Origin of the sequence: Pseudomonas fungipugnans (assembly GCF_029955235.1) — a bacterium.
Lineage (GTDB): Bacteria > Pseudomonadota > Gammaproteobacteria > Pseudomonadales > Pseudomonadaceae > Aquipseudomonas > Aquipseudomonas fungipugnans.
In genome coordinates this window covers 3,160,918-3,173,478 of record NZ_JARBWL010000001.1, presented here as the reverse complement: position 1 = coordinate 3,173,478, position 12,561 = coordinate 3,160,918, and the positions used below count along the sequence as shown (strand labels likewise).

The 12,561-nt window shown below is 60.6% G+C and carries 10 protein-coding genes; 8 read left to right on the top strand and 2 right to left on the bottom strand.

Translation table 11 applies throughout. From position 1 onward, the window contains the following. Positions 1–126: 126 nt before the first annotated feature. From POF45_RS13455 to fdhA, 8 genes are all read left to right on the top strand, one after another. A complete protein-coding gene (locus POF45_RS13455) occupies positions 127–843 on the top strand; it encodes a TraX family protein (protein WP_282315848.1) in 717 nt (238 codons plus the stop codon). Positions 844–1,148: 305 nt separating this feature from the next. Further along, positions 1,149–2,402: a serine hydroxymethyltransferase gene (gene glyA / locus POF45_RS13450; RefSeq protein ID WP_282315847.1), complete on the top strand. Its 1,254-nt coding sequence runs from the start codon at positions 1,149–1,151 to the stop codon at positions 2,400–2,402. A 23-nt stretch (positions 2,403–2,425) separates the two neighbouring features. After that, complete coding sequence (locus POF45_RS13445) at positions 2,426–3,676, top strand: sarcosine oxidase subunit beta (protein ID WP_259497175.1); 1,251 nt, start codon at positions 2,426–2,428, stop codon at positions 3,674–3,676. A gap of 14 nt (positions 3,677–3,690) precedes the next feature. After that, the gene (locus POF45_RS13440; protein ID WP_259497174.1) at positions 3,691–4,014 is read left to right on the top strand and encodes a sarcosine oxidase subunit delta; all 324 of its coding nucleotides are present in this window, start codon (positions 3,691–3,693) and stop codon (positions 4,012–4,014) included. Continuing rightward, complete coding sequence (locus tag POF45_RS13435; protein ID WP_282315846.1) at positions 4,011–7,028, top strand: sarcosine oxidase subunit alpha; 3,018 nt, start codon at positions 4,011–4,013, stop codon at positions 7,026–7,028. Before POF45_RS13440 ends, POF45_RS13435 begins: the two co-directional genes overlap by 4 nt. Positions 7,029–7,157: 129 nt before the next feature. Further along, a complete protein-coding gene (locus POF45_RS13430; RefSeq protein WP_259497172.1) occupies positions 7,158–7,790 on the top strand; it encodes a sarcosine oxidase subunit gamma in 633 nt (210 codons plus the stop codon). A gap of 202 nt (positions 7,791–7,992) precedes the next feature. Next, positions 7,993–8,850 (top strand): formyltetrahydrofolate deformylase, encoded by an 858-nt coding sequence (purU, locus tag POF45_RS13425; RefSeq protein ID WP_008147101.1) that lies wholly within the window; start codon positions 7,993–7,995, stop codon positions 8,848–8,850. A gap of 204 nt (positions 8,851–9,054) precedes the next feature. Further along, positions 9,055–10,254 (top strand): formaldehyde dehydrogenase, glutathione-independent, encoded by a 1,200-nt coding sequence (gene fdhA, locus POF45_RS13420; protein ID WP_259497171.1) that lies wholly within the window; start codon positions 9,055–9,057, stop codon positions 10,252–10,254. Between the two features lie 42 nt (positions 10,255–10,296). On the opposite strand, the gene POF45_RS13415 is transcribed toward fdhA, so the two are convergent. Together POF45_RS13415 and POF45_RS13410 are read right to left on the bottom strand one after the other, a co-directional pair. Continuing rightward, on the bottom strand, positions 10,297–11,373 hold the full coding sequence (locus POF45_RS13415; protein ID WP_282315845.1) for an RHS repeat-associated core domain-containing protein: 1,077 nt from the start codon (positions 11,371–11,373) through the stop codon (positions 10,297–10,299). A gap of 145 nt (positions 11,374–11,518) precedes the next feature. Further along, positions 11,519–12,541 (bottom strand): RHS repeat-associated core domain-containing protein, encoded by a 1,023-nt coding sequence (locus POF45_RS13410; protein ID WP_282315844.1) that lies wholly within the window; start codon positions 12,539–12,541, stop codon positions 11,519–11,521. Positions 12,542–12,561: the final 20 nt, after the last annotated feature.

Below are 12,561 nucleotides of genomic sequence, written 5' to 3'. Positions count from 1 at the left end.
TTTTCCGTGGTCGGGGCTCAAGGGGTAAAAGAGCCTCGTGGTCAATGATGGTGTGCACTGTACCGAAGATCGTCCGGCGAACGCACGGATGTTGCTATCAGAAAATTACAGGGATCAAGGGCAATTATGCACAGGACTAAACGCGACGGCGCGCTGGATCTGCTCAAGTGGCTGGCGCTGCTGAGCATGGTGCTCGATCACCTGCGATATGTCGGTTATTCCCTCGATCTGCTGTATGTGCCGGGACGGCTGGCGTTCCCGTGGTTCTGTCTGGCGATGGCGGCGAACCTGGCGCGGGCATCGGTTGTGGCGGGCAGTGGTCAGTGGCGTTATCTGGGTTGGTTGATGGTGTTTAGTGCCATCAGCGAAATTCCCTACCGTGTGTACATTCCTGATCCCGACACGTTGAACGTGATGCCCACACTGGTGCTCGGGCTGCTGGTGGCGCGTGGCTGGCAGGATCCGACGCTGCCGGCACGGGGGCTGACGATGGCGGCGGTGGTGCTGGCGCTGGTGTTCAACGAGCGACTGATGTTCGGTTTTTTCGGTGTATTGCTGCCGTTGGCGATGTTGCTGGTAATCCGTCGGCCCTGGTATTTCAGCGTGCTGCCAGGGCTGGTGTGCCTGGCGGGGAATCAGTGGCGAGTGCTGTACGAAGCGGCTGAATTTGGCAACCGGGCGGCGATCCTGGGTATCGTTGCGTGCCTGATTGCGCCATTGCTGGGGCTGTTGCTGTTGCGACAGACCAGTCGCCTCAAGCCGCCGCCCATGCGTCGCTGGGCGTATGCGCTCTATCCCGCGCATTTCCTGCTATTGCTTGCACTACGCCAAATCATCGTCTGATCCGATCACCTGTGGCGAGGGAGCTTGCTCCCGCTGGAGGCCGAAGGACTCCCAAACCCAGTCAGCGCGGTGTATCAGACATCAGGCGTCGGCCGGGTTTGGGGCTGCTACGCAGCCCGTCGGGAGCAAGCTCCCTCGCCACAAAGGCCAGCGTTTTCAGCCCATGTCGTAAACGCACCTTTGCGTGGCGTCCATAGGCATTTGGCCTGTCTGCGCCGGTCATACCATCGCATCCAAAGGGCACTGTCGAAAGGCACATGCCTTACCGAGACGAATGGCGCACCGCCGCCGCTGGGAGAGACGCGATGTTCAGCAAGCAAGACCAGATCCAGGGTTATGACGATGCACTGCTGGCGGCGATGAATGCCGAGGAGCAACGCCAGGAAGATCACATCGAGCTGATCGCGTCCGAGAACTACACCAGCAAACGCGTCATGCAAGCGCAAGGCAGCGGCCTGACCAACAAATACGCCGAAGGCTATCCGGGCAAGCGCTACTACGGCGGTTGCGAGCACGTGGACAAGGTCGAAGCCCTGGCCATCGAGCGTGCCAAGCAACTGTTCGGCGCCGATTATGCCAACGTCCAGCCGCACTCCGGCAGCCAGGCCAACGCTGCGGTCTATCTGGCCCTGTTGAACGCAGGCGACACCGTACTGGGCATGAGCCTGGCCCATGGCGGGCACCTCACTCACGGCGCCAAGGTCAGCTTCTCCGGCAAGCTCTATAACGCCGTGCAGTACGGCATCGACACCGACACCGGCCTGATCGATTACGACGAAGTCGAGCGTCTGGCGGTCGAGCACAAACCGAAAATGATCATCGCCGGGTTCTCGGCTTACTCCAAGACCCTGGACTTCCCGCGCTTCCGCCAGATCGCCGACAAGGTTGGCGCCTACCTCTTCGTCGACATGGCCCACGTCGCCGGCCTGGTCGCCGCCGGTCTGTACCCCAACCCGCTGCCCTACGCCGACGTGGTCACCACCACCACCCACAAGACCCTGCGCGGTCCACGCGGCGGCCTGATCCTGGCGAAGGCCAACGAAGAGTTGGAAAAGAAATTCAACGCCGCCGTGTTCCCCGGTGGCCAGGGCGGCCCGCTGATGCACGTCATCGCTGGTAAAGCCGTGTGCTTCAAGGAAGCGCTGGAACCTGGCTTCAAGGCCTATCAACAACAAGTGATCGACAACGCCCAGGCCATGGCCGGCGTGTTTATCAAACGCGGCTACGATGTAGTGTCCGGCGGCACCGACAACCACCTGTTCCTGGTCAGCCTGATCCGTCAGGGCCTCACCGGCAAAGAGGCGGATGCAGCCCTCGGTCGCGCCCACATCACCGTCAACAAGAACGCCGTACCGAACGACCCACAATCACCGTTCGTGACCTCGGGCCTGCGCATCGGCACCCCGGCGGTGACCACGCGCGGCTTCAAGGTCAGCCAGTGCGTGGAACTGGCCGGCTGGATCTGCGACATCCTCGACAACCTCGGCGATGCCGACGTGGAAGCGAATGTCGCCCGGCATGTATCGGCCTTGTGCGCGGACTTCGCGGTTTATCGCTGAGTGCGGTTTTGGAGTAAATGACTATGCAACGCTACTCGGGCTTCGGCCTCTTCAAGCACTCCCTCAGCCATCACGAAAACTGGCAGAAAATGTGGCGCACGCCGACCCCGAAAAAGGTCTATGACGTGGTCATCGTCGGCGGTGGCGGGCATGGTCTGGCGACCGCCTACTACCTGGCCAAGGAGCACGGCATCACCAATGTCGCCGTGGTCGAGAAAGGCTGGCTGGGCGGTGGCAACACCGCGCGCAACACCACCATCGTACGTTCCAACTACCTGTGGGACGAGTCGGCGCACCTGTACGAACATGCGATGAAACTCTGGGAAGGCCTGTCCCAGGACCTGAACTACAACGTGATGTTCTCCCAGCGCGGCGTCTATAACCTGTGCCACACCCTGCAGGATATTCGTGATTCCGAGCGCCGGGTCAGCGCCAACCGCCTCAACGGCGTGGACGGTGAACTGCTCGATGCCAGGCAGGTGGCGGACGAGATCCCCTACCTCGATTGCTCGAAAAACACCCGCTACCCGGTGATGGGCGCCACCGTCCAGCGTCGCGGCGGCGTGGCCCGTCACGATGCCGTGGCCTGGGGCTTTGCCCGTGCCGCCGATGCCTTGGGCGTGGACCTGATCCAGCAGACCGAAGTGATCGGGTTCCGCAAGGAAAACGGCGTGTGCATCGGTGTCGAAACCAACAAGGGCTTCATCGGCGCCAAGCGCGTCGGCGTGGTCACGGCCGGTAACTCCGGGCACATGGCCAAGCTCGCCGGCTTCCGCCTGCCCATCGAATCCCACCCGCTGCAAGCGCTGGTGTCCGAGCCGATCAAACCGATCATCGACAGCGTGATCATGTCCAACGCCGTGCACGGTTACATCAGCCAGTCCGACAAGGGCGACCTGGTGATCGGCGCCGGTATCGACGGCTACAACGGCTACGGCCAGCGCGGTTCGTACCCGGTGATCGAACACACCATCCAGGCCATCGTCGAGATGTTCCCGGTGCTGTCCCGCGTGCGCATGAACCGCCAGTGGGGCGGCATCGTCGACACCACCCCGGACGCCTGCCCGATCATCTCCAAAACCCCGGTGCCGAACATGTTCTTCAATTGCGGCTGGGGCACTGGTGGCTTCAAGGCCACACCGGGCTCGGGCAACGTGTTTGCCGCCAGCCTGGCCAAGGGTGAAATGCACCCGTTGGCGGCACCTTTCTCCATCGACCGTTTCCACAACGGTGCGCTGATCGATGAACACGGCGCTGCGGCCGTCGCCCACTAACAGGAGAAATCCCTATGTTGCATATCTTCTGTCCTCACTGCGGCGAACTGCGCTCCGAAGAGGAATTCCACGCATCCGGCCAGGCGCACATCCCGCGTCCCCTGGACCCGAACGCCTGCACCGACGAGCAGTGGGGCGACTACATGTTCTTTCGCGATAACCCGCGCGGCCTGCATCACGAGTTGTGGATTCACGCTGCCGGTTGCCGCCAGTACTTCAACGCCACCCGCGACACCGTGACCTACGAAATTCTCGAAACCTACAAGATCGGCACCAAGCCGCAATTCACGGCTGACGGCCAGAAAGCGGCCAAGACGGCTCTGGGAGAGAAGGTATGAGCCAGATCAATCGCCTGTCCAACGGCGGACGGATCGACCGCAACAAAGTGCTGAGCTTCACCTTCAACGGCCAGGTGTACAAAGGCTTTGAAGGTGATTCCCTGGCCGCTGCACTGCTGGCCAACGGCGTCGACATCATCGGTCGCAGCTTCAAGTATTCGCGCCCTCGCGGCATTTTCGCCGCCGGTGCCGAAGAGCCGAACGCGGTATTGCAGATCGGTGCCACCGAAGCCACGCAGATCCCCAACGTGCGCGCCACGCAACAGGCGCTGTACCAGGGCCTGGTCGCCACCAGCACCAATGGCTGGCCGAGCGTGAACAACGACATGATGGGCATTCTTGGCAAGGTCGGCGGCAAGCTGATGCCGCCGGGTTTCTACTACAAGACGTTCATGTACCCGCAATCGTTCTGGATGACTTACGAGAAGTACATTCGTAAGGCTGCCGGGCTTGGTCGTTCGCCGACCGAGAACGATCCGGACACCTATGACTACATGAACCAGCACTGCGACGTGCTGATCGTCGGCGCCGGCCCTGCGGGTCTGGCCGCTGCACTGGCGGCTGCACGCAGCGGCGCCCGGGTGATTCTGGCGGATGAGCAGGAAGAGTTTGGCGGCAGCCTGCTCGATTCCCGCGAGAGCCTCGACGGCAAGCCGGCGACCGAGTGGGTTGCCAGCGTGATCGCCGAACTGAAAAGCACCCCCGACGTGTTGCTGTTGCCGCGCGCCACGGTCAACGGTTATCACGACCACAACTTCCTGACCATTCACGAACGCCTGACCGATCACCTCGGCGACCGCGCCCCGATTGGCCAGGTGCGTCAGCGCATCCATCGGGTTCGCGCCAAGCGTGTGGTGCTGGCCACCGGCGCCTGCGAGCGTCCGCTGGTTTACGGCAACAACGACGTGCCGGGCAACATGCTCGCCGGAGCCGTTTCGACTTACGTGCGCCGTTACGGTGTGGCACCAGGCAAAAAGCTGCTGCTGTCGACCAATAACGATCACGCCTACCGCGTGGCGCTGGATTGGCTTGATGCCAGCCTGCAAGTCGTCGCCATCGCCGACGCCCGCAGCAATCCGCGTGGGGCGCTGGTGGAAGAGGCTCGCGCCAAAGGCATTCGCATCCTGACCGGCAGCGCCGTGATCGAGGCCCGTGGCAGCAAGCACGTGACCGCTGCCCGCGTGGCGGCGATTGATGTGAAGGCACACGCCGTGACCAGCCCAGGCGAATGGCTTGAATGCGATCTGGTTGCCACTTCCGGCGGTTACAGCCCGGTGGTTCACCTGGCTTCGCACCTGGGTGGCAAGCCGACCTGGCGTGAAGACATCCTCGGTTTCGTACCGGGCGAAGCGCCGCAGAAACGCGTGTGTGTCGGCGGCATCAATGGCGTCTACGGTCTAGGCGATTCGCTGGCCGACGGTTTTGAAGGCGGTGTTCGCGCCGCCAGTGAAGCCGGTTTCGGCGTGGTCGAAGGCGTGCTGCCCAAAGCCCTGAGCCGTCATGAAGAACCAACGCTGGCGCTGTTCCAGGTGCCACACGAAAAAGCCACCGCACGGGCGCCGAAGCAATTCGTCGACCTGCAAAACGACGTCACCGCCGCCGCCATCGAACTGGCGACCCGCGAGGGCTTCGAGTCGGTCGAACACGTCAAGCGCTACACCGCGCTGGGCTTCGGCACCGATCAGGGCAAGCTCGGCAACGTCAACGGCCTGGCCATCGCCGCCCGTTCGCTGAACGTGACCATCCCGCAGATGGGCACCACCATGTTCCGTCCGAACTACACGCCGGTGACGTTTGGCGCTGTGGCTGGTCGTCACTGTGGGCACATCTTCGAGCCGGTGCGCTTCACCGCGCTGCATCACTGGCACGTGAAAAACGGTGCCGAGTTCGAAGACGTCGGGCAGTGGAAACGCCCGTGGTACTTCCCGAAAAACGGTGAGGACATCCACGCAGCCGTCAAACGCGAATGCAAAGCCGTGCGCGACAGCGTCGGCCTGCTGGACGCTTCGACCCTGGGCAAGATCGACATTCAAGGCCCGGATGCGCGCGAATTCCTCAACCGCATCTACACCAACGCCTGGACCAAGCTCGACGTGGGCAAGGCGCGTTATGGCCTGATGTGCAAAGAAGACGGCATGGTCTTCGACGACGGCGTCACCGCTTGCCTCGCCGACAACCACTTCGTGATGACCACCACCACTGGCGGCGCGGCCCGGGTGCTGCAATGGCTGGAAATCTATCAGCAGACCGAATGGCCGGACCTGAAGGTGTACTTCACCTCCGTGACCGATCACTGGGCAACCATGACCCTGTCCGGGCCGAACAGCCGCAAGCTGCTGGCCGACGTCACTGACATTGATCTGAGCAACGAAGCGTTCCCGTTCATGACCTGGAAAGAAGGCCTGGTCGGCGGCGTGCCAGCGCGGGTGTTCCGGATTTCGTTTACTGGTGAGCTGTCGTACGAAGTCAACGTGCAAGCCGACTACGCCATGGGCGTGCTGGAAATAATCGTCGCGGCCGGCAAGCAGTACAACCTGACGCCGTACGGCACCGAGACCATGCACATCCTGCGCGCCGAGAAGGGCTTCATCATCGTCGGCCAGGACACCGACGGCTCTATGACCCCGGACGACCTGAACATGGGCTGGTGTGTCGGCCGCACCAAACCGTTCTCGTGGATCGGCTGGCGCGGCATGAACCGCGAAGATTGTGTGCGGGATCAGCGCAAACAGTTGGTGGGGCTCAAGCCGATCGATCCGACCAAATGGCTGCCGGAAGGCGCGCAACTGGTGTTCAACACCAAGCAGGCGATCCCGATGACCATGGTCGGTCACGTGACTTCCAGCTACTTGCACAACTCCCTGGGGTATTCGTTTGCCATGGGCGTGGTCAAGGGCGGTTTGAAACGCATCGGCGAGCGCGTGTTCGCACCGCTGGCCGATGGCAGCGTGATCGAGGCGGAGATTGTTTCTTCGGTGTTCTTCGATCCTAAGGGTGATCGGCAGAATATCTGACAGACCGAGTCGCCTGCATCGCAGGCAAGCCAGCTCCCACATTTGGAATGCGTTCCCCTGTGGGAGCCGGGCTTGCCCGCGATGACGGCGGGACAGCCACCACAAGGCTTATAGAATTAGGTGTTCCATATGACCGCAGCCAATGTGTACCAACAACGCCCAACTACCGGGGCCAAGGCCGAGTCGTCGCTGCATCATGCCGACCTCGCCAGCCTGGTGGGCAAGGGCCGCAAGAACGCCGGCGTGATCGTGCGTGAGAAAAAACTCCTCGGCCATCTGACGATTCGTGGCGATGGCCACGATGCGGCGTTCGCCGCCGGCGTGCACAAGGCCCTGGGCATCGAATTGCCGGGTGCGCTGAGCGTCATCATCAAGGGCGAAACCAGCCTGCAATGGATGGGCCCGGATGAATGGCTGCTGATCGTGCCGGGCGGTGAAGAATTTGCCGCCGAACAGAAATTGCGCGAAGCGCTGGGCGAGCTGCATATCCAGATCGTCAACGTCAGCGGCGGCCAGCAGATCCTCGAACTCAGCGGACCGAACGTACGCCAGGTGCTGATGAAATCCACCAGCTACGACGTGCACCCCAACAGCTTCCCGGTGGGTAAAGCCGTCGGCACCGTGTTCGCCAAGTCGCAACTGGTGATTCGCCATACCGGCGAAGACACTTGGGAACTGCTGATCCGCCGCAGTTTCTCGGACTACTGGTGGTTGTGGTTGCAGGATGCGGCCGCCGAGTACGGCTTGAGCGTTCAGGCCTGACTCAGTGTTGAGTGGGCACTGCTTTTGTGGCGAGGGAGCTTGCTCCCGCTCGGCTGCGCAGCAGTCGCAAAACCTGATCCCGCGTTCTTCCTGAAGGATCGCGGTTGCTGATTTTGGGGTCGCTTCGCAACCCAGCGCGAGCAAGCACCCTCGCCACAGAGTTATCTCTGATCACAGATGTTGCAGCAGGAGTCACCGCACTATGAGCCGCGCCCCAGACACATGGATCCTGACCGCCGACTGCCCCAGCGTCCTCGGCACGGTGGATGCGGTGACCCGCTTTCTGTTCGAGCAGGGCTGCTACGTCACCGAGCACCATTCCTTCGATGACCGGCTCTCGGGCCGCTTCTTCATTCGCGTGGAATTCCGCCAGCCCGACGGCTTCGACGAACAGGCGTTCCGCGCCGGGCTGGAGGAACGCGGCCAGGCGTTCGGCATGATCTTCGAACTGACCGCGCCGAACTACCGGCCCAAAGTGGTGATCATGGTGTCCAAGGCCGATCACTGCCTCAACGACTTGCTCTACCGCCAGCGCATCGGCCAGTTGTCGATGGACGTGGCCGCCGTGGTTTCCAACCACCCGGACCTCAAGCCGCTGGCCGACTGGCACCAGATTCCGTACTACCACTTCCCGCTCGACCCCAACGACAAACCGTCCCAGGAGCGTCAGGTGTGGCAGGTGATCGAAGAGTCCGGCGCCGAACTGGTGATCCTTGCCCGCTACATGCAGGTCCTGTCGCCGGAGCTGTGCCGCAAACTCGACGGCAAGGCGATCAACATTCACCACTCCCTGCTGCCCGGTTTCAAGGGTGCCAAGCCGTATCACCAGGCCTACAACAAGGGCGTGAAGCTGGTCGGTGCCACCGCGCACTACATCAACAACGACCTGGACGAAGGCCCGATCATCGCCCAGGGCGTGGAGGCGGTGGACCACAGTCATTACCCGGAAGATTTGATCGCCAAGGGACGGGATATCGAGGGCCTGACGCTGGCGCGGGCGGTGGGGTATCACATCGAAAGACGGGTGTTTTTGAACGCCAATCGTACCGTCGTTCTTTAGATCGCTATCGCGGGCAAGCCCGCTCCCACGGGGTTCTGTGTCGTTTGCAGATTTTATGTACACCCCCGATCACCTGTGGGAGCGAGCCTGCTCGCGAAGAGGCCCTGACAAACAACACAAGACACACAGGCAATAACCCGAGCACTTAAACGCGCTGCCTGCCTGGGCAACGCGGTTCCATAAAAACAACAGCGAGGTGAAAGCATGTCTGGCAATCGTGGTGTGGTGTATCTCGGCAATGGCAAAGTCGAAGTACAGAAAATCGACTATCCGAAAATGCAGGACCCGCGCGGCAGGAAGATCGAGCACGGCGTCATCCTGCGCGTGGTGTCCACCAACATCTGTGGTTCCGACCAGCACATGGTGCGCGGCCGGACCACGGCGCAGACCGGCCTGGTGCTGGGCCACGAGATCACCGGCGAAGTGATCGAGAAGGGCAGCGACGTCGAGAACCTGAAAATCGGCGACCTGGTCTCCGTGCCGTTCAACGTGGCGTGCGGGCGTTGCCGTTCCTGCAAAGAGCAACACACCGGCGTCTGCCTGACCGTCAACCCGGCCCGTGCCGGTGGTGCTTACGGCTACGTGGACATGGGCGACTGGACCGGTGGCCAGGCCGAATACGTGCTGGTGCCTTATGCCGACTTCAACCTGCTGAAACTGCCGGACCGCGACAAGGCCATGGAGAAAATCCGCGACCTGACCTGCCTCTCCGACATCCTGCCCACCGGTTATCACGGCGCCGTCACTGCTGGCGTCGGCCCCGGCAGCACCGTCTACATCGCCGGTGCCGGCCCGGTCGGCCTGGCCGCTGCCGCTTCCGCTCGCCTGTTGGGCGCGGCAGTGGTGATCATCGGTGACGTCAATTCGATCCGCCTGGCCCACGCCAAGGCGCAGGGTTTTGAAATCGTCGACCTGTCGACAGACACACCGCTGCACGAACAGATCGCCGCCCTGCTGGGCGAGCCGGAAGTCGACTGCGCCGTCGATTGCGTGGGCTTCGAAGCCCGCGGCCACGGCCATGACGGCGTCAAACACGAAGCCCCGGCCACCGTACTCAACTCGTTGATGGGTGTAGTGCGCGTAGCGGGCAAGATCGGCATTCCAGGCCTGTACGTCACCGAAGACCCGGGCGCCGTGGACGCCGCCGCGAAAATGGGCAGCCTGAGCATTCGTTTCGGCCTGGGCTGGGCCAAATCCCACAGCTTCCACACCGGGCAAACGCCAGTGATGAAGTACAACCGCCAGTTGATGCAGGCGATCATGTGGGACCGTATTCACATTGCCGACATTGTCGGGGTCGAGGTGATCAGCCTGGATGATGCGCCGCGTGGGTATGGCGAATTCGATGCGGGCGTGCCGAAGAAATTTGTGATTGATCCGCATAAGTTGTTCAGTGCGGCGTAAGGATTTTGCGCTATGAAAAAGGGCGACGTGAGTCGCCCTTTTCTATTTCTGATAGCTGGGGATAACTAAGGGAGTATCAGTATTGCCACTGCGTAGTTCCCTAATGCGTCCTTCTAGCTCATGAAGTCTTGTACGAACGCGGTCGGATGGAGTGTCTTGAATTGAATCAATCAGGGACCGATATTCATTAGTGTAGTTATCGATTCGGGTTTGAATCCTTGATGGCCTCGGTGTTGGAATAATGTCCCCGAAATATGCCGGTGCGTATTTCGGATCAAAGGCTCCGGCGAAGTGATTGTTTGCGCTTAGGGAATCATAGCTTGGCGGTTGCACGTGAAAATCGCGCTGCAACTTACCAGTAAAAGGTGTTGCAGAGGGCTTGGCTGTATATCGAGGCGGTGGTCCCGCAGGAGTGCCGTTTGCTTGAAAAAGCGGAACACCTGTGGGTGTTTTGCTGACCGTCGAAACTTTTGGAGTCATCGAGGACGTTTCTCCTCCCACCGACTTAATGGAAGAAAGGGCTTTGGGCGAATTTTTCATCTGTAGGATCTTGGATATATTGTTTCTGACAACTCCCCACAGCAAGCCTATATGCCCGTTTGGATCACTTTGATTTACTGGATCCCCGCCGCAATAGCTATACGCATTCAACCCACCCTCCCCAAACGGACTCCAACTGTCCGGGCTGTTAAATCGCATCAATACCGGGTTCAACGCCCGATAGCCATTGCCTAATAGATAGTGCCCGGTCAGCGGATCCGGCCGTTCGCCGTTGAAGCCTAGCAGGCTGAGCAAGCCGTTTTCCTGTGGGCGGTGGCCGTAAGGCGTGTAGGCGATGGGTTGGGGTTGAGTTGCGTCCAGAGCGTTCAACACCGAACGCTGCTGATCAGTGGCGAGCAGGCGGGTTTGCACGGCGCCGGTCTCGTGCTGTTGCTGCGCCAGCAACTGGTCGTCGTACTGCATGATCGAGCGCTGCAGCGCACCGTGGATCTCGGTGGCCAGGCGAGTTTTCTGGTAGAAGCGCTGGGTACCGGGCTGCGCTGCAGGTGTGCTGGCGACCAGGCGATCCAGTGGATCGTAGTGGTAATGGCACAGCAGGGTTTCGCGGTTGGACTGCATGGGGCTGGACTCCCTGAAAGGTGCGTCGGTTCAGGGGTTTACTGTGGCGCAATTGGCTGGAGTTGGGTACTAGCAGAACTGATAGTGTTTGATTTGCGAGCTGCATTCATTCTCGGCACCGACAGGTGTCGTCAACAATGGGTGATTAATCCTTCATGCGGATTAAGCGAACGACAGGTTGCATAGAGTCAGGGGTTAAACGCACGTTCCATTCGTCAGAAGCGGCGTAGTTATGAACAGGGCGTAAAGGGGACCTGTTAATGGTAGGCGGCAATGGGACAGGGATGAGTTGCACGTCCCATTCGCCAGGAGCAGCGTAGTTATGAATAGGGGGTAGGGCGGCGTTACTTTTAGCGATAGATGCTTTATTGGTGCCCTTATGTGCAAGCGTGCTTGGCTCTTTACGGGGGTTGGCCCCCTCGATGAGCGTTTTGTTTGTCGCAGGGGCGTTTGTTTGCTGCGTGCTTAGGGGACTAGGCGGTACTGTTTCTCTTGGTGTCCTCTCTGCTATTGGTGCTGCTATTGCTTTCATTTTTGCGTTGGCTTTTTTTATACTGCCCAGGCTTTTTTTAACTCGAAACAGGGCGCCGGATATATCTGGCTGGTTGAAGAGTCTGCGAGCGAAAAAGAAAAGTTTTAGGTTGCCAGACGGATCTGCGTAATTGATCGGATCATTTTCGCAGTAGGCGTAAGTGTTAAAGCCACCCTCCCCAAACGGACTCCAACTGTCCGGGCTGTTAAATCGCATCAATACCGGGTTGAACGCCCGGTAGCCATTACCCAGTAAATAATGCCCGGTCAGCGGATCCAGCCGTTCGCCGTTGAAGCCTGGCAGGCTGAGCAAACCGTTTTCCAGCGGGCGGTGGCCGTAAGGCGTGTAGGCAAGGGGTTGGGGTTGAGTTGCATCCAGGGCGTTCAACACCGAACGCTGCTGATCAGTGGCGAGCAGGCGGGTTTGCACGGTGCCGCTTTGATACTGTTGCTGTGCCAGCAGATGATCATCGTGCTGCATGATCGAGTGTTGTAACGCGCCCTGGATCTCGGTGGCCAGGTGATCTTTCTGGTAGAAGCGCTGGGTACCGGGCTGCGCTGCAGGTGTGCTGGCGACCAGGCGGTCCAGTGGGTCGTAGTGGTAGCGGCAGAGCACTACGAGACGATTAGCGTCCATTGTGTTACTCCTTGGCTTTC

What these genes read in the sequence shown, in the direction of transcription:
- POF45_RS13435 (WP_282315846.1), top strand. Translation starts at nt 4,011, where the DNA reads ATGAGCCAGATCAATCGCCTGTCCAACGGCGGACGGATCGACCGCAAC.
- POF45_RS13455 (WP_282315848.1), top strand. Translation starts at nt 127, where the DNA reads ATGCACAGGACTAAACGCGACGGCGCGCTGGATCTGCTCAAGTGGCTG.
- POF45_RS13410 (WP_282315844.1), bottom strand. Translation starts at nt 12,541, where the DNA reads ATGGACGCTAATCGTCTCGTAGTGCTCTGCCGCTACCACTACGACCCA.
- POF45_RS13430 (WP_259497172.1), top strand. Translation starts at nt 7,158, where the DNA reads ATGACCGCAGCCAATGTGTACCAACAACGCCCAACTACCGGGGCCAAG.
- purU (WP_008147101.1), top strand. Translation starts at nt 7,993, where the DNA reads ATGAGCCGCGCCCCAGACACATGGATCCTGACCGCCGACTGCCCCAGC.
- glyA (WP_282315847.1), top strand. Translation starts at nt 1,149, where the DNA reads ATGTTCAGCAAGCAAGACCAGATCCAGGGTTATGACGATGCACTGCTG.
- fdhA (WP_259497171.1), top strand. Translation starts at nt 9,055, where the DNA reads ATGTCTGGCAATCGTGGTGTGGTGTATCTCGGCAATGGCAAAGTCGAA.
- POF45_RS13440 (WP_259497174.1), top strand. Translation starts at nt 3,691, where the DNA reads ATGTTGCATATCTTCTGTCCTCACTGCGGCGAACTGCGCTCCGAAGAG.
- POF45_RS13445 (WP_259497175.1), top strand. Translation starts at nt 2,426, where the DNA reads ATGCAACGCTACTCGGGCTTCGGCCTCTTCAAGCACTCCCTCAGCCAT.
- POF45_RS13415 (WP_282315845.1), bottom strand. Translation starts at nt 11,373, where the DNA reads ATGCAGTCCAACCGCGAAACCCTGCTGTGCCATTACCACTACGATCCA.